Origin of the sequence: Psychroflexus torquis ATCC 700755, from assembly GCF_000153485.2 — a bacterium.
Classification (GTDB): Bacteria; Bacteroidota; Bacteroidia; order Flavobacteriales; family Flavobacteriaceae; genus Psychroflexus; species Psychroflexus torquis.
In genome coordinates this window covers 3,091,937-3,107,762 of record NC_018721.1, presented here as the reverse complement: position 1 = coordinate 3,107,762, position 15,826 = coordinate 3,091,937, and the positions used below count along the sequence as shown (strand labels likewise).

Here is a 15,826-nt window from a genome sequence, read left to right as displayed (position 1 = left end):
TAAATTTATAACTGATGAGAAAGAATATTTTATTAATTGGAGGAACAAAAGGAATTGGACTTGAAATCGTAAAAGAACTTAGTCCAGATCACAATATTATTGTTGCTTCGAGATCTGATGAAAATTTATCTGATTATGATGTAACGCATCACATATTTGATGCATTAACGGATGATATTTCTGAATTAGATTTACCAGACACCCTAGATGGCTTTGTATATTGCCCAGGTAGCATCAATTTAAAACCTTTTAAAATGATGAAGCCAGAAATTTTTGAACAAGATATGCAAATCAACTTTATGAGTTTAATGAAGGCTACACATGGAGTTATTTCAAAATTGAAAAATTCAAAACAAGCTAGTATTGTGTATTTTAGTACTGTAGCTGTACAAACAGGTTTACCTTATCATACAAGTGTTGCGGCAGCTAAAGGAGCTATAGAAGGATTTGCTAGATCTTTAGCCGCAGAGTATGCGCCTTTATTTAGAGTAAACGTTATTGCACCATCACTTGTGAATACACCTTTGGCTAATAAATTATTAGGAAACGATAAGAAAAAAGAAAAAATGGACGAAAGACACCCCTTAAAACGTGTTGGTGAACCTTCAGACATTGGTAAAATGGCAAGTTTCTTATTGTCGGATAACTCTACTTGGATGACAGGACAAGTTATTGGAGTTGACGGTGGCATGGGAAGTTTAAATGTAAGCTAGATCCCTACAACAGCAAATTAATTTGATGTAAAATAATTTTAAAGAAATCTTCTTGCAAGTCACTCAACTTGTAAGAAGATTTTTAAATTTATATAAAGGTTTTAAAAAACAGTTCAAAATGAAAAATAAGGTAAGAGTATTTTGGTTCAGAAGAGATATGAGACTAGAAGATAACGTAGGGCTATATCATGCTCTATCAGGAGTTTTTTCAGTTGTGCCACTCTTTATTTTTGACAAAAATATTCTTAACGAACTCCAAGAAGATGATGCCCGGATAAGCTTCATTTTTGAACAATTACAAAAAATGAGATCGCATTTGCAAGACCATTATGGATCATCAATCGCTACGTATCATTCAACTCCAGAAGAGGCTTTTCATGAACTCCTTAAAGATTTTGAAGTGGAAGCTGTTTATACCAATAGAGATTATGAGCCTTACGCTCACCAAAGAGATTCTAAAATCAATACCTTATTAGCAAACCAAGGGATAGAATTTCACGATTTTAAAGACCAAGTCATCTTTGAAAAAACTGAAGTTGAGAAAAATGATGGTGGAATGTATCTGGTCTTTACCCCCTATATGAGACAGTGGAAGAAGGAATTTGAAAACATTGATTTAAAAACTTTCCCTTCTGAAGATCATCTTGACAACACGTATAAGAATTCTATGTTGCCCGATGTATCCTTATCGGATATGGGGTTTGTGAAATCTTCTATACAAGTTCCAGACTATAACATTACAAAAGATTTACTTGAGCATTACGAGGATACACGTAATATCCCATCCATAGAGGGAACTTCAAGATTGAGCCCTTACTTAAGATTTGGATTGATCGGCTATAGAAAACTCATTCAAGCAGCATTATCCGTCAAAAACGAGACTTTTTTAAATGAACTTATTTGGCGGGAGTTTTATAAAGCCATCCTCTATAATCATCCCAAAACCCAAAACAGTGCCTTCAAACCTAAGTATGATCGCATCGAATGGCGAAATGATGAAAATGAATTTGAAAAATGGAAAAAAGGGAAGACTGGCTATCCTATAGTAGATGCTGGAATGAGGCAATTGAATGAAACGGGGTGGATGCATAACCGTTTGAGAATGGTTGTTGGTAGTTTTTTATGTAAGCATCTCTTAATAGACTGGCGGTGGGGCGAGGCTTATTTTGCTGAAAAACTTCTAGATTATGAAATGTCATCCAATGTGGGTGGGTGGCAGTGGGTTGCTGGCTCTGGTGTAGATGCCGCACCTTATTTTAGGATTTTTAATCCTTATTCTCAAACCGACCGATTTGATAAAGATAAGAAATACATCATGAAATGGATTCCAGAATTAAACACAGATCGGTATCCTAAACCTATGGTAGATCATAAAATAGCTAGGGAACGTTGTTTAGAAACTTACAAAGAAGCAGTAAAGTCTTAGATATGTTTTATTAATAGGATTGTATGGTAAATGTAGTGTGGTTTAAAAGAGATTTGAGGTTGCAAGACCATGCGCCTCTTCATTTAGCTTTGCAAAAAAAACAGCCTGTCCTCCTACTTTATATCTTTGAGCCTATACTTCTCAAGGATTCTCACTATAGCGAACGCCACTTTAGGTTTATTAAAGAATCACTAAGGGATATTCAAAAACAATTGGAAGCTTATCACACCCAAGTTTTAATTGTTGAGGGGAACGCTGAGGATGTTTTTAAAACCATACACCAGCAACTTACGATCAAATCTGTCTTTTCACACCAAGAAACAGGTCTTCAGATCACATTTAAAAGAGATAAAAACTTAAAGCTCCTATTCAAGTCTCTAAGCATACAGTGGAAAGAGTTCGTAAATAATGGCGTGATTAGAGGTCTACAAAATAGAAAAACATGGATTAATTTGTGGGAAAATTTTATGTCTCAAGACCTGCTGTATTTTTCTGCAAGTTTAGGTCAGTTTGAAAATCAAAATCAAATTGATAGTTTGAAGGGTCAGCTCAGTCCAGTAGATTTATCCACAGAAAGAAACCTGAACTTTCAGAAAGGGGGTCGCCCTACAGCCCTTCGCTATCTCAAAGGATTTTTGCAAGATCGCTATCCCAATTACCAAAAAAATATTTCAAAACCACTACTGGCAAGAAAATCCTGTAGTCGACTCTCTCCTTACATCGCGTGGGGAGTCTTGTCTATGAGAGAAGTCATTCAAGCTAGTATAGAGATTCAAGATAAAACTAAACACAAGCAAGCACTCTCCCAATTTCAATCCAGGCTTAGGTGGCAAGCTCATTTTATTCAAAAATTTGAAATGGAATACCACGCAGAATTTCAAAATTTCAATAGTGCCTTTAATGTTCTAGAAAAGCCCTACAACAAAGCTTTGGCAGAAGCTTGGAAAAAAGGAGAAACCGGTTTTCCGTTGGTAGATGCTAGTATGAAGTGCTTGATACAAACAGGTTATTTAAATTTCAGAATGCGAGCCCTTTTAGTCTCTTTTTTCACACACTTGCTTTGGCAAACATGGCAAGAGGCCTCTTCGCACTTGGCAAGCCTATTTTTAGATTTTGAGCCTGGTATTCACTATCCGCAATTACAAATGCAAGCTGGAACTACGGGAATTCACACCTTAAGAATATACAATCCTGTCAAAAATTCATATAAGCATGATCTTGATGGAGAATTTATCTTGACTTACCTCCCCAGTCTGAAAGGGATTCCGTTAGAGTTTGTGCATGAACCTTGGAAACTTACCGCAATGGAGCAAAGCATGTATAATTTTGAATTAGGAAAAGATTATCCAAGACCTATCATAGAAATGGCTACCACTCGCCAACATGCGTCAGATTCAATTTGGAAAATTATTCAATCGCAAAAATCTAAAATCGAGGGAAAGAAAATCTTAAAACGACACACCTTAAGAGGGAGTCGTTAATTAAATTTTTGCCTCGCTTTTTCTAAATCTTCAGGAGTATCAATCCCTATACTAACTTCTGACGTCTCTACCATTTTTATGGTTTTACCATTCTCTAGATAGCGAATGCATTCAATTTTTTCTGCGGCCTCAAGCGGACTCATCGGCAGATTATAAAAATCTGTTAGCGCCTTTTTTCTAAACGCATAAATACCGACATGCTTGAAGTAATCAACTTCTATCTCTTTTGCTCTATGAAAAGGAATTGGCGATCTAGAAAAGTAAAGTGCAAAATTCTTTAAGTCAGTAATCACCTTGACGTTGTTCGGATTTTGGATATCATCTTCCTCTGTTAATTTTACTTTTAAGGAGGCTAAATCAATAAGACCATCAGCATCATTTTCAAATTCTTTCAAAAGTAAACTTAAAGCTTTTTCATTGATAAAAGGCTCATCCCCTTGAACATTCACCACAATGTCTACTTCCATGTCTCGCACTGCTTCAGCGATGCGATCACTCCCGCAATAGTGTTCTTTTTGACTCATAATCACTTTACCACCTTCTTTTTCAATTTCAGAAAAAATAAGTTCAGAATCGGTCACCACATAGACCTCATCGAAGAGTTGAGTTGATTTGGCGGCTTCATATGTTCTAACAATCACCGTTTTCCCCGCTAAATCTTGCATGAGTTTCCCTGGAAATCGAGAGGCCTCGTAACGGGCTGGAATCATGGCTATAGCTCTAAAGTTCTTAAACATGTTTTATGGGTTTTATATGAACTTATAATTGGTTGTCTTCAAAAAAATCATCTTTAAATCCTATTAAGTAAAGTTTTTCCTTTGCTCTAGTACAGGCTGTATAGAGCCATCTTAGGTAATCTTTTCCAACACCATCTGGCAAGTAAGGCTGTTCAACAAATACCGTGTCCCACTGCCCTCCTTGTGACTTATGGCAGGTGATGGCATAACTAAACTTAACCTGTAAAGCGTTAAAAAAGCTATTCTGTTTCACTTTCATGAATTTTTTATATTTTGAAGTGATGTCCTCGTAATCTTTTATCACTTCTTGATAGAGTTTGTTGGAGTCTTCGTAGGGTAAAGATGGAGAATTCATACTTAACGTATCTAACATGATCACCGTCTCAAAAGGTTTCATCTTGGGATAATCTACCAGTTGGACTTTTACTTCGGCAAATCTAAAACCGTATAATTCCTTTAATCCAAAAATTTCTAGAATTTCTACGATATCTCCATTGGCTATAAAACCAGCTTCACTTTTAGGCTTGACCCAGAAGTAGTTATTTTTAACCACCATTAAAAAATCGCCTGGCGCAATCTCATCCTCTCTCATTAAAATTCGACTCCGTATTTGTTGGTTATAAAGATTTGCTCGTTTATTTGACCTTACGATAATAGCCGTCTCTTCGTGACCAAGATTACCGTAGGCTTCGTTGATGGCATCGAGGATTTCATGACCATCTATGAGCCTTACCATATCGGTATTGTTGGTCAATTTAAATTTGAAATCCTCAAAGTCTTCTGTTTCGATAGTTTCTCGAATACGGGTTGCATTTAAAAGAATATCACTTTCAAAACGCTGGCGGACGACTTCATCGAGTTCAACGGGAATCACATCCATCTGGTAGTGTGTGGACAACGTCTTTTCGTCCAGAGCTGGACTCAGATTAGATTTTACCGGTGGCAACTGGGCTGTATCTCCTATGAAAATCAATTTACAATTATCGCCAGAGTACACATACTCCATAAGATCATCCAAAACGGAACCTCGATTAAAGAGTTGATCTCCACTTGGAAAATCTGGAATCATAGAAGCTTCATCCACTATAAAAATGGTGTCTTTATGTTTATTTACCTGAGGAACAAATTCGACACCTCCACCAGAAGTGCTTTTAGGCTGATAAATTTTACGATGAATGGTTTGTGCATATTGTTTGCTGTAATTAGTTATCACTTTAGCTGCCCGACCCGTTGGCGCTGCAAGAATTACTTTCTTTTTGACTTTCCAGATATTCTTTACAAGAGTCCCAATAATGGTTGTCTTACCAGTTCCAGCATACCCTTTCAATAAAAAAATACGATCTACAGACGTTTCTAAGACAAATTTAGATAAAAGTTGGAGTGTGAGATCTTGCTTTGACGTGGGGGTATGCCCAAAATCGGCTCGTAATGCTTTATAAAACTCTTGATTATCCATATAAATTGAGGTAAAACTTAAATTTCAAATATAAGGACGATTTTTATGTGCTATACTTTTGTGATTGAAAAAAAGGTGTAAGTTTGCTAATATCAAAAATTCTTAATTTTAAGTTATGAAGATTGTAATACGAATTGTTTTGTGGGTTGTTATTGGAGTATTAGGTTATTTTACTTATCAAGCTGTTTATGGCCCTGTTGAATTCAACAAAATTCGAGATAGACGCTACATAGATGTTGTAGAAAGAATGAAAGACATTCGTGATCTCCAACTAGCGCATAGAGATATCGAAGGAAATTACGGCGATAATTTCGATGATCTATTGAAATTTGTCGACACAGCACAATTTGTGATTACACAAAGAAGAGACACTACGTTTCTAGATGAAGAATACAGAGAAATCTACGGAGTAGATAAATATAAAGAAGATGTGGTGATAGACACCCTCAGCTTTGCTTCCGTAAAAGATTCTATTTTTGGAAGTTCAGACAGATATAAAAATATCATGTATATCCCACATACCGATAATATAAAGTTTGAGATGAGCGCTGGATATATTGTGGAAAATGAAAATAAAATCCCAGTTTTTGAGGTGAAAGCTTCTAAGGATGTTATTCTTGCAGACCAAGATATAGATTTAGTTGTTCAAGAAAAACAAATAAAATCTGTAGATGGTGTGGACGGTGCTTTTATCCAAGTTGGTTCTATGAAACAAGTAAATACAAATGGAAACTGGCCTAAAAACTTTGGTGACAATTAAATGAGTGGTCACTCAAAACATATCTATAAAAGTTTATCCATCTTCATTTTACAAGATGGATTTTCTTTTTTAATTCTAGATGAATACCAAACTCCTTTGGAGTATAACGTATTTCAGATTCCGATTATGTCTTCAACTTCAGAACTACTTAATCTCATTAAGCCGAATATCAATACCGCTTTTATAGAGAGAGAGCACATCCAATCTGTAGATGTTATCTATGGAAATTCTCAATTTACTATAGTACCTCAAGACCTTTTTGACCAAAATTACCTACCTCATTATCTAAAATACAGCAGTCAATTGATAGAGGGAGATGATTTTGCGTTCGATGAGATTTCTTCAGCTAAGGCCAATACAGTATATATTCCCTATATTAATATCAACAATTATCTTTTCGATATTTTTGGAACCTTTACCTTTACTCATCTTTTTACAGGTCTTATAGAAAAAGGACTTATAAATAGTAAAGCTAGCAATGAGTATCTTTTACTTCATTCAACAAAGCATATGTTTTATCTTGCTGCTTTTAGAAATGAACAACTTATACTTTCCAACGCTTTTACTTTCGAAACTGCTGAAGATTTCGCCTATTATGCTTTGTTTACCATTGAAGAATTAAACTTGAACCGAAAAGAACTCATTCTCGATTTCACAGGTAATTTTGATAAGTCTGAAGATAATAAAGCTTATCAAATTTTATCGAACTACATTAAAACCATGGAGTTTTCAAATAAAAAAACTCCGTATCATTTTGAAAATCAACTAGGGTTTAATGAACATTATAATTTGATCTAACTTATGCGCATAGTATCCGGACATCTAAAGGGTAGACGTATTATTGCTCCCAAAAAACTCCCCGTAAGACCTACAACAGACATGGCTAAAGAGGGGCTTTTCAATATATTGAATAATAGAATTCACTTTCAAGACATAGAAGTTATAGATTTATTTGCAGGAATTGGAAGTATTTCGTTTGAATTTGCTTCGAGAGGCACTCAACGAATCACTGCTATTGATAAAAACTACGACTGTATTAAGTTTTTAAGTAAAACCGCTGATGAACTTGAGGTGGCCTTAGATGTTATTAAAAGTGATGTTTTTGACTATTTACAAAAAACACCACTTAAAGCAGATCTTATTTTTGCAGATCCTCCTTACGATTTATCTCTAGAAAATTTTGAGGCTATAGAAACGGCAGTGAGAGAAAGAAAACTCCTGAATGAAGATGGAATTCTTATTATAGAGCACTCGAAACATTCTAAACTTGACCACATAAAGAGTTTTCAACAACAACGCCGCTATGGTAATTCTGTTTTTAGTTTCTTCGAAATGGAAAAATAAATATTAGAAATACGATCTAACCTAGTGCTTATTTAAAGAATTTCAATAGAGATTAATTACCTTTGGAAAAAATTTAAATATGAAAAGTTTTTTACCTTCTGAATTAGAAACCAAAAAAGTATATGGTATGCTGTCAGGGTCTATAGGTCCTCGCCCCATCGCTTTTGCTAGTACAGTAGATGAAAATGGAGTTCCCAATTTATCACCCTATAGCTTTTTTAATGTCTTTAGTGCAAACCCCCCTATTTTGATTTTTTCTCCAGTGAGAAGAGTGAGAGATAATTCCATAAAACATACTTTGGAAAATGCAATGCAAACCAAAGAAGTTGTGATAAATGTCGTTAACTGGGATATGGTACAGCAAATGTCTTTATCGAGTACAGAATACGATCAAGGGATTAATGAGTTTACCAAATCTGGTTTGACCATGTTGAAGTCAGATCTTGTTACTCCGCCAAGGGTGAAAGAATCTCCTGTCCAATTTGAATGTAAAGTAAATGAGACTATTGCTTTAGGTCAAGAAGGTGGAGCAGGAAACTTGATCATTGCAGAAGTGGTTAAAATCCATATTCGAGAAGACTTATTAGATGAGGGCTTACATATCGATCAACATAAAATAGATTTGGTCTCCAGGATGGGTGGCAACTGGTATTCTAGAGCTAATCAAGGAATGTTTGAAGTTGAAAAACCTATTTCCAAAACAGGTATTGGTGTAGATCAACTTCCAGAATCAGTGCGATTAAGCTCTGTTTTAACTGGGAATAATTTAGGTCAATTAGGGAATTTAGAATATCTACCGACAGAGCAAGAGAATGAATTTTATATCAACGAAAATGAATTAGATCATTTGGTTAAAAGCAACTCGAAAGAACAGCTTCACGCCACTGCTCAATGCTATATAGAAAAAAATGAGCTTGAAAAAGCTTTACATATTTTACTCGCAAAACAATAATTATGGAAGTACAAGGAAAAATTAAAGTCTTAGGAGAAACAAAAGAATTTGGAAGTAACGGTTTCAGAAAAAGAGAAATGGTGGTCACTACCGAAGAGCAGTATCCACAGCACATCTTAATTGAATTTGTTCAAGATAAAACCAACATATTAGACAGCTATAATGTTGGTCAAGATGTCAAAGTTGGAATCAACCTAAGAGGAAGAGAATGGGTAAGCCCTCAGGGAGAAACCAAATACTTCAATTCTTTAAATGGTTGGAGAATTGAAAATGCAGAACAGAATAATACGGCAGAGCCCCTCCTGTTCCACCTTCAGATCAGTTTGAACCAGTTCAAGATTTGAATGATGATGATGAGGACGATTTACCTTTCTAAATCTAATTCAATTTAAAAGTAAAAAGCTTCAGAGGAATTCTGAAGCTTTTTACTTTTAAAATACACAAGGCAAAATGCCTTTACATTATTTTTAGAATTAGTTTTAATATTTTATTTTTAAATCATGTATAAACTTACGTCAGATATCATTTTTCCACACCCAAAATTTGCCGATGAAAAAGGCCTATTGGCCTTCGGGGGAGATCTTAGCTTAGAGCGGATAAAAGTTGCTTACGAAAATGGCATTTTCCCTTGGTATGAAGAAGGTCAACCAATTTTATGGTGGAGCCCAGACCCAAGAATGATTCTCTTTCCAAATAAATTAAATGTTTCTAAATCCATGAAAAAGCTTTTTAATGAAAAAGCCTTCAGGGTCACATATAATGAGAATTTTGAATATGTCATTAATAAATGTGCTAACATCAATAGGGAAAAACAAGACGGAACTTGGATCACAGATGCTATGATTACTAGCTATATTGGACTCCATAAGGCTGGTATAGCCAAATCTATAGAAGTCTGGCAGGATGATAAGATTGTGGGCGGACTTTATGGCCTGTTGCTGAAAGACAAGAACGTATTCTGTGGGGAAAGTATGTTTACAGAAGTGGATAATGCCTCCAAATACGGCTTTATTACTTTGGTTAAAAACATGGAGAAAAATGGTATTCGCCTTATAGATTGTCAGGTGTATACCAAACACCTCGAAAGTCTTGGCGCAGAGGAAGTAAGTAGACACAACTTCTTAACTCTCTTACACGCTGAAATTGAAAATTAAGAAATCCGAGTTCCATTTTTAAGTCTATGATCTGGGGACAAAAGTGAAGTACCTACATCAGAATCTACTGCTGCTAAAATTAAGCACTCACTCATCATCGTAGCGATTTGTTTTGGAGGAAAATTGAGAACAGCGATCACTTGCTTTCCAATAAGTTCTTCTAAGTCATAGAGTTCTGTAATTTGAGCCGATGAGCGTTTAATCCCTATGTCTCCAAAGTCAATTTCTAACTGTATAGCAGGTTTTTTCGCTTGCTTAAATGGCTCTGCCTTAAGTATAGTCCCCACTCGCATTTCGACTTTTTGAAAATCAGACCAACTCAAATTGTGTTCAAAAGTATCCATCTTGATATAGTTTAACTATAGTTTTTATCTATAGTGGAATCAGACAAAAGTAGCTTTTATTTATAAAGGCATTAACTTATAAAATTTTAATTAAGTCTTAAGTTTGCTCAAAATTAGTTTAATTATGAGTCAACAAGCCTTATTAAAACCCATAAAAATGGGTGATTTAGAATTGAAAAATAGAGTTATTATGGCACCTTTGACGCGCAGTCGTGCCGACAATAAATACAATACTCCAACCGACATGCACGTCAAATACTATACACAGAGAGCTAGCGCAGGTCTAATTATAAGTGAAGGATCACAAGTGTCTCCAGAAGCAATTGGTTACATTAATACAGCCGGTATATATACGCCGCAACAGATAGAAGGTTGGAAAAAAGTAACCGATGCTGTCCACAAAGAAGATGGTAAAATATTTATACAGGTTTGGCATGTTGGACGTATGTCCCATCCTGACTTTCATAATGGTGATAAACCTGTAGCGCCAAGTGCTGTGAATCCAAACGATAAAGCTTACACTTACCAAGGCTTTATGGACACCGTAGAGCCAAGAGCGTTAACCACTGATGAAGTGAAAGAAACTGTAAATGATTTTAGAAGAGCGGCAAAAAATGCTGTAGAGGCTGGTTTTGACGGTGTTGAAATTCACTCTTCAAATGGTTATTTAATCCATCAGTTCTTCAATAATACATCTAACCACAGAACAGATGAATATGGAGGTTCGAAAGAAAATAAAGCTCGAATCCTATTTGAAATTATTGAAGCTACAAAAGAATTTTTTCCAGAAAATAGAATTGGAGTGAGATTAAATCCTTCTTTGCACGGTGTTTTTGGTACCGAAGCAGACGAAGAAACAATTCCAACTTTTGAATATATTGTCGAAAAACTTAATGACTACGATCTAGCTTATTTACATTTATCTGAACCTTTTAACGATGTAAGTGATAAAGATTTTCTAGTTACTAATATTGCTAAGCACTTTAGGCCTCTTTATAAAGGAAGCCTTATGATTAATGCAGGATTTGATCAAGAAAGTGGTAATAAAGTAATTGAAGATGGCAATGCCGATATGGTAGCCTATGGTAGATTATTTATCTCTAACCCAGATTTACCCCTTCGTTTCGAAAAAAATGCAGAGCTTCAAAACTGGGATCGAGATACCTTTTATGTACCAGGTGAAAAAGGGTACACCGATTATCCAAAATTAGATCAAGAAAAAGTATCTTAATTTTGTTTAATTTTTAACACTAAAAGGTTTAACAATATCTAAATTTAGGTCGACTAATCATCGACCTTTTTTTATGACACATTTTACCAAAAAAGACATTAGTGAACTCCCGAAATTGGAACGCATGCACCTCATTAATAGTTGTGGAGGAGTGAAATCTGGCAATCTTATAGGCACTATTTCCAAAGAAGGAACTACTAACTTAGCTATTTTCAATTCGGTTATTCACCTTGGCAGCAACCCCCCTATGCTTAGTTTTATGTTACGTCCTTTAACCGTAGATAGAGATACTTACGAAAATCTAAAAGACAACAAGCAGTTTACGGTAAATCATATTCACGAAAGTTTCATAGACAAAGCTCACCAAACCTCAGCTAATTATGACGAAGGGATTTCCGAATTTAAAGAAGTTGGTTTATCTGAAGAGTATATTAAAGATTTCAAAGCCCCATTTGTAAAAGAATCTGTTATCAAAATGGGTTGCGAGTTCATCAATGAATATTTCATCGAAGAAAATGGCTGTCGATTGATTATCGGAGAAATTCAACATCTCCTTTTCCCTAGTGAAATCCAAGAAAAAGACGGCTTATTAAATTTATCTAAAGCAAAAAGTGCTGGAATAATTGGATTAGATGGATATTTAAGTACAGAACTCATAAAACGTTTTGCTTATGCAAGACCAGGTCAAAATATTAAAGCTTTAGATTAACATGGCACACAAGAAAACAAATTTGCCCGAAAAGATCTGCCTTACTTGTGGATTACCTTTTAGTTGGAGGAAGAAATGGGAGAAAAATTGGGATAACGTAAAATATTGTAGCGAAAAATGCAGAAGAAACAAAAAATAACCATTGTTTGGTTTAGAAACGATTTACGAACTCGAGATCAAAAGTCTCTTTTCGATGCTTGTCAAAGTGAAAACGCTGTTCTTGGCGTCTATTGTTTTGATCCAAGTCATTTTGAAACGACCCGGTATGGTTTTAAAAAAACTGAAAAGTACAGAGCTAAGTTCTTAATTGAAAGTGTTGAGCAACTATCAGACAACCTTCAGGACTTAAACATAAGTCTTCACATAGCACACAAGCATCCTTCTGAAGTATTTAAAGAACTCTCTGAACGGTATGCGATTACATCTGTTTTTTACCAAACTGAGTGGACCCGAGAAGAGAAGAGAGTTGAAGCAAAAGTTAAATCAGCTCTTCCAAATGCAGATTTTATAGAAAACTACGATCAATTTTTATTTCACCCAGAAGATTTGCCTTATGAAAGTTTCCAAGACATACCGGAAGTCTATACCAACTTCAGAAAAAAATGTGAAAAGCAAAGTGAAGTAAGACAAAAAGTTCCAGCCCCTCAACCCCGACCTACCCATCATTTATTAGAAGAAAGAAACCAAGCACCTAATCTATCAGATTTAGGTTTGGAAAATTTTGAAACCGATCCACGATCGGCATTTCCTTTTAAAGGGGGAGAAAATGAAGCTTGGAAGCGTATTGAACATTATTTCTGGGACACCAAAAAGTTACAGTACTATAAAAAGACTCGTAACGGTCTTTTAGGTACAGACTATAGTTCAAAATTTTCAGCCTGGCTGGCCAATGGCTCTATCTCAGCCGTTTCCATTTACCACGAGGTTAGAGCATTTGAGAAGCAAGTGAAGAAAAACCAAGATACCTATTGGCTAATTTTCGAGCTGATCTGGCGTGATTATTTCAAATATATATCACTTAAACACGGCAATAAAATTTTTCAAATTGGAGGTGTATTAAATAAGGATTACGATTGGGGAAATAACAAAAAGGCTCTGAGAGACTGGATAAATGGAAACACCCCAGAGGATTTTGTAAATGCCAATATGATAGAAATTAAGGAAACTGGCTTTATGAGCAACCGCGGTCGCCAGAACGTAAATAGCTATTGGGCCAAAGAATGGAAACAGGATTGGCGCATTGGAGCCGCCTATTTCGAATCTATGCTCGTGGATTATGACGTGCATAGCAATTGGGGCAACTGGATGTATAATTCTGGTGTAGGCAATGATCCACGAGATCGAAAATTTAATATTAAAAATCAAGCCGACCGTTACGATAGTGGTGGAAAATATCAACGAACATGGTTACAGGATAGTTTATTTTAATAGCCGAGAACCTGCTATCCGCTTAATCTTGATCTCGTAGCACTAGCCATATATATCTATCCAGAAGCTTCTTTGCAGTCGCTTTTGGATAAAACTATTGCTAAAGCACTACTTCCGTCAAGGATAACGCTTCTATCAGGGCTATGAGATTTTGAGACCTTTTCGATGAGTTGAGATGAAGAAGATAAAATTCAGAAAAAAAAGTGAAATGAAAAAAACCTTACGATTAATCCTTGGAGATCAACTCAACCTCAGCCACTCTTGGTTTGAAAATAAATCTGAAGATGTGATTTATTTCATGACCGAAAGTCAAGAAGAAACCGGTTATGTAAAGCATCACGTTCAAAAAGTAGTAGCCTTTTTTCTTTCGATGAGGAATTTCAAAAGAGACCTAGAATCCCAAGGACATCGAGTAATTTACTTTCAAATCGATGATAAATTCAATCGACAAAGTTTATCCGATAATATCAACAAGATTATTGAGGAGGAAGAGATAGAACATTTTGAATATCTCTACCCAGACGAGTATAGACTGGATATAAATCTGAAAACAATTTGCAACAAACTTAGTATTTCAAGTCAAGCTAAAGATTCAGAACATTTCTTTACAAAAAGAGATGATGTACAAAACTTCTACAAGGGAAAGAAGGAAATGACGATGGAATACTTTTATCGGGACATGCGTAAAAAGCATGAAATTATGATGCTTAATGATAAGAAACCAGAAGGTGGTCAATGGAATTTTGATAAAAGCAACCGCAAAAAATGGACTGGTAAACCACCAATTCCAAAGTTTAAAGGCTTTGATAAAAATGTTGAGGGAGTCTTAAAACAAATTGAGACCATGGGCATAAAGACTATGGGTAGAATTGACCAAGAAAAGTTTCCATGGCCAACATCAAGAAAAGAATGCCTAGAGGTACTCGATTATTTCTGTACTCATCTTTTGGTCCACTTCGGAGATTATGAAGATGCTTTACATACAGATGAGAAGTTTTTGTTCCATTCTCGACTATCGTTTTCCATGAATAGTAAAATGCTTTCTCCTAGAGAGGTTATAGAAACCACCTTAGATTATTACTACGATCACAAAGAAGAGATTGATATTTCTCAAATAGAAGGGTTTATAAGACAAATTCTCGGATGGAGAGAATTCATGAGAGGAGTTTACTGGCAAGAAATGCCAGAATATAAATCCAAGAACGAGCTTCAAAATACCAACAAACTTCCTGACTTCTACTGGACTGGTGATACTAAAATGAATTGCTTGAAACATTCGGTAAACCAAAGTCTAGACGATGCTTATGCACATCATATCCAACGCCTTATGATTTTAGGGAATTTTGCTTTGCTAACTATGACCGATCCCGATGAAGTGGATGCTTGGTATCTAGGGGTCTACATCGATGCCATAGAATGGGTAGAACTTACCAACACCCGAGGAATGAGTCAATTTGCAGACGGTGGAATTGTGGCCACAAAACCTTATGTTTCTAGTGGGAGTTATATCAACAAGATGGGGAATTACTGCAAGTCCTGCCAGTATTCTGTTAGTAAAAAAGAAGGCGAGGACGCCTGTCCGTTCAATAATCTTTATTGGAACTTTCTTCACGAGAAACAAGAGCATTTCAAAAATAATCATCGCATGAATATGATGATGAGTCTATTAAAAAAGATGAATAAAGAAACTTTAGACCACCATATCAGCCGATCAAAAGAAATAATAAAAAATCCTAGTAATTTTTAATATATTTAAGAAAAATCTATACTTTTGAAACTTAATCAAAAATCAAAACAAAATGAAAAAATCAATTTTATCTATCACAATGGCTGCTTTACTAGGTTTAGGTGTAGTAAGCTGTAGAGAACAGAAAGGCGATGCTGAAGAAACAGCAGACGATGTTGAAGAAACTATGGACAAAGCAGCTGAGGAAACTGTAGAGGTTATGGAAGAAGCAGCTGAAGAAACTGAAGAGGTCATGGAAGAGGCAGCTGAAGAAACTGAAGAAGGTGCTGAAGAAATGGAAGAAGCTACTAAAGAAGAAATGTAAGTCTTAGTTTATTCTAAAAACTTTATAAAAAGCTTATACA

Annotated in this window: 17 protein-coding genes and 1 pseudogene; 15 read left to right on the top strand and 3 right to left on the bottom strand. The window is 35.5% G+C overall.

Annotation, left to right across the window (positions count from 1 at the left end; all coding sequences use genetic code 11):
• The first annotated feature begins 14 nt into the window (after positions 1-14).
• The 3 genes from P700755_RS13330 (at position 15) to P700755_RS13320 (ending at position 3,620) form a co-directional block, all read left to right on the top strand.
• Positions 15-713: an SDR family NAD(P)-dependent oxidoreductase gene (locus P700755_RS13330; protein ID WP_015025177.1), complete on the top strand. Its 699-nt coding sequence runs from the start codon at positions 15-17 to the stop codon at positions 711-713.
• A 118-nt stretch (positions 714-831) separates the two neighbouring features.
• Positions 832-2,139 (top strand): cryptochrome/photolyase family protein, encoded by a 1,308-nt coding sequence (locus tag P700755_RS13325; RefSeq protein ID WP_015025176.1) that lies wholly within the window; start codon positions 832-834, stop codon positions 2,137-2,139.
• Between the two features lie 23 nt (positions 2,140-2,162).
• Positions 2,163-3,620, top strand: a complete 1,458-nt coding sequence (locus P700755_RS13320) for a cryptochrome/deoxyribodipyrimidine photo-lyase family protein (RefSeq protein WP_015025175.1) — start codon at positions 2,163-2,165, stop codon at positions 3,618-3,620.
• Here P700755_RS13320 and kdsB read toward each other — a convergent pair.
• Together kdsB and P700755_RS13310 are read right to left on the bottom strand one after the other, a co-directional pair.
• Positions 3,617-4,357: a 3-deoxy-manno-octulosonate cytidylyltransferase gene (gene kdsB / locus P700755_RS13315; protein ID WP_015025174.1), complete on the bottom strand. Its 741-nt coding sequence runs from the start codon at positions 4,355-4,357 to the stop codon at positions 3,617-3,619. The two genes, P700755_RS13320 and kdsB, sit on opposite strands and share 4 nt — an antisense overlap.
• Before the next feature lie 22 nt (positions 4,358-4,379).
• Positions 4,380-5,813 carry an ATP-dependent DNA helicase gene (locus P700755_RS13310; RefSeq protein WP_015025173.1) on the bottom strand — a complete coding sequence of 478 codons (1,434 nt, stop codon included), beginning with the start codon at positions 5,811-5,813 and terminating at the stop codon, positions 4,380-4,382.
• 115 nt (positions 5,814-5,928) lie between these two features.
• Between P700755_RS13310 and P700755_RS13305 the strand changes: the two genes are divergently transcribed.
• The 6 genes and pseudogenes from P700755_RS13305 (at position 5,929) to aat (ending at position 10,023) form a co-directional block, all read left to right on the top strand.
• The gene (locus P700755_RS13305; protein WP_015025172.1) at positions 5,929-6,573 is read left to right on the top strand and encodes a hypothetical protein; all 645 of its coding nucleotides are present in this window, start codon (positions 5,929-5,931) and stop codon (positions 6,571-6,573) included.
• On the top strand, positions 6,574-7,371 hold the full coding sequence (locus tag P700755_RS13300; protein ID WP_015025171.1) for a DUF3822 family protein: 798 nt from the start codon (positions 6,574-6,576) through the stop codon (positions 7,369-7,371).
• Between the two features lie 3 nt (positions 7,372-7,374).
• A complete protein-coding gene (locus tag P700755_RS13295) occupies positions 7,375-7,917 on the top strand; it encodes an RsmD family RNA methyltransferase (RefSeq protein WP_015025170.1) in 543 nt (180 codons plus the stop codon).
• Between the two features lie 79 nt (positions 7,918-7,996).
• Positions 7,997-8,869: a flavin reductase family protein gene (locus P700755_RS13290; RefSeq protein ID WP_015025169.1), complete on the top strand. Its 873-nt coding sequence runs from the start codon at positions 7,997-7,999 to the stop codon at positions 8,867-8,869.
• A 2-nt stretch (positions 8,870-8,871) separates the two neighbouring features.
• Positions 8,872-9,245: pseudogene (locus tag P700755_RS13285) on the top strand (DUF3127 domain-containing protein).
• A 124-nt stretch (positions 9,246-9,369) separates the two neighbouring features.
• Positions 9,370-10,023: a leucyl/phenylalanyl-tRNA--protein transferase gene (aat, locus tag P700755_RS13280; protein ID WP_015025167.1), complete on the top strand. Its 654-nt coding sequence runs from the start codon at positions 9,370-9,372 to the stop codon at positions 10,021-10,023.
• Here the strand turns inward: aat and P700755_RS13275 are convergent.
• On the bottom strand, positions 10,020-10,367 hold the full coding sequence (locus P700755_RS13275) for a tRNA-binding protein (RefSeq protein WP_015025166.1): 348 nt from the start codon (positions 10,365-10,367) through the stop codon (positions 10,020-10,022). The genes aat and P700755_RS13275 overlap by 4 nt on opposite strands.
• Before the next feature lie 124 nt (positions 10,368-10,491).
• Here P700755_RS13275 and P700755_RS13270 point away from each other — a divergent pair, with 124 nt between their 5' ends.
• The 6 genes from P700755_RS13270 (at position 10,492) to P700755_RS13250 (ending at position 15,786) form a co-directional block, all read left to right on the top strand.
• Positions 10,492-11,598, top strand: coding sequence for an alkene reductase (locus P700755_RS13270; RefSeq protein WP_015025165.1), 1,107 nt, complete (start codon positions 10,492-10,494; stop codon positions 11,596-11,598).
• Between the two features lie 73 nt (positions 11,599-11,671).
• Positions 11,672-12,307, top strand: coding sequence for a flavin reductase family protein (locus P700755_RS13265; RefSeq protein ID WP_015025164.1), 636 nt, complete (start codon positions 11,672-11,674; stop codon positions 12,305-12,307).
• Position 12,308: 1 nt separating this feature from the next.
• Positions 12,309-12,446 carry a DUF2256 domain-containing protein gene (locus P700755_RS19465; RefSeq protein WP_015025163.1) on the top strand — a complete coding sequence of 46 codons (138 nt, stop codon included), beginning with the start codon at positions 12,309-12,311 and terminating at the stop codon, positions 12,444-12,446.
• Positions 12,425-13,735: a DASH family cryptochrome gene (locus P700755_RS13260; RefSeq protein WP_015025162.1), complete on the top strand. Its 1,311-nt coding sequence runs from the start codon at positions 12,425-12,427 to the stop codon at positions 13,733-13,735. The genes P700755_RS19465 and P700755_RS13260 overlap by 22 nt, the downstream gene beginning before the upstream one ends.
• Positions 13,736-13,943: 208 nt before the next feature.
• Positions 13,944-15,482 carry a cryptochrome/photolyase family protein gene (locus tag P700755_RS13255; protein WP_015025161.1) on the top strand — a complete coding sequence of 513 codons (1,539 nt, stop codon included), beginning with the start codon at positions 13,944-13,946 and terminating at the stop codon, positions 15,480-15,482.
• Positions 15,483-15,534: 52 nt separating this feature from the next.
• Complete coding sequence (locus P700755_RS13250) at positions 15,535-15,786, top strand: hypothetical protein (protein WP_015025160.1); 252 nt, start codon at positions 15,535-15,537, stop codon at positions 15,784-15,786.
• Positions 15,787-15,826 lie beyond the last annotated feature (40 nt).

Excerpts from the sequence above, each read along its gene's own strand:
- P700755_RS13305 (WP_015025172.1), top strand. The coding sequence starts at position 5,929 with ATGAAGATTGTAATACGAATTGTTTTGTGGGTTGTTATTGGAGTATTA.
- P700755_RS13265 (WP_015025164.1), top strand. The coding sequence starts at position 11,672 with ATGACACATTTTACCAAAAAAGACATTAGTGAACTCCCGAAATTGGAA.
- P700755_RS13330 (WP_015025177.1), top strand. The coding sequence starts at position 15 with ATGAGAAAGAATATTTTATTAATTGGAGGAACAAAAGGAATTGGACTT.
- P700755_RS13325 (WP_015025176.1), top strand. The coding sequence starts at position 832 with ATGAAAAATAAGGTAAGAGTATTTTGGTTCAGAAGAGATATGAGACTA.
- aat (WP_015025167.1), top strand. The coding sequence starts at position 9,370 with ATGTATAAACTTACGTCAGATATCATTTTTCCACACCCAAAATTTGCC.
- P700755_RS13270 (WP_015025165.1), top strand. The coding sequence starts at position 10,492 with ATGAGTCAACAAGCCTTATTAAAACCCATAAAAATGGGTGATTTAGAA.
- P700755_RS13320 (WP_015025175.1), top strand. The coding sequence starts at position 2,163 with ATGGTAAATGTAGTGTGGTTTAAAAGAGATTTGAGGTTGCAAGACCAT.
- P700755_RS13295 (WP_015025170.1), top strand. The coding sequence starts at position 7,375 with ATGCGCATAGTATCCGGACATCTAAAGGGTAGACGTATTATTGCTCCC.
- P700755_RS19465 (WP_015025163.1), top strand. The coding sequence starts at position 12,309 with ATGGCACACAAGAAAACAAATTTGCCCGAAAAGATCTGCCTTACTTGT.
- P700755_RS13260 (WP_015025162.1), top strand. The coding sequence starts at position 12,425 with ATGCAGAAGAAACAAAAAATAACCATTGTTTGGTTTAGAAACGATTTA.
- P700755_RS13275 (WP_015025166.1), bottom strand. The coding sequence starts at position 10,367 with ATGGATACTTTTGAACACAATTTGAGTTGGTCTGATTTTCAAAAAGTC.
- P700755_RS13310 (WP_015025173.1), bottom strand. The coding sequence starts at position 5,813 with ATGGATAATCAAGAGTTTTATAAAGCATTACGAGCCGATTTTGGGCAT.
- P700755_RS13250 (WP_015025160.1), top strand. The coding sequence starts at position 15,535 with ATGAAAAAATCAATTTTATCTATCACAATGGCTGCTTTACTAGGTTTA.
- P700755_RS13300 (WP_015025171.1), top strand. The coding sequence starts at position 6,574 with ATGAGTGGTCACTCAAAACATATCTATAAAAGTTTATCCATCTTCATT.
- kdsB (WP_015025174.1), bottom strand. The coding sequence starts at position 4,357 with ATGTTTAAGAACTTTAGAGCTATAGCCATGATTCCAGCCCGTTACGAG.
- P700755_RS13255 (WP_015025161.1), top strand. The coding sequence starts at position 13,944 with ATGAAAAAAACCTTACGATTAATCCTTGGAGATCAACTCAACCTCAGC.
- P700755_RS13290 (WP_015025169.1), top strand. The coding sequence starts at position 7,997 with ATGAAAAGTTTTTTACCTTCTGAATTAGAAACCAAAAAAGTATATGGT.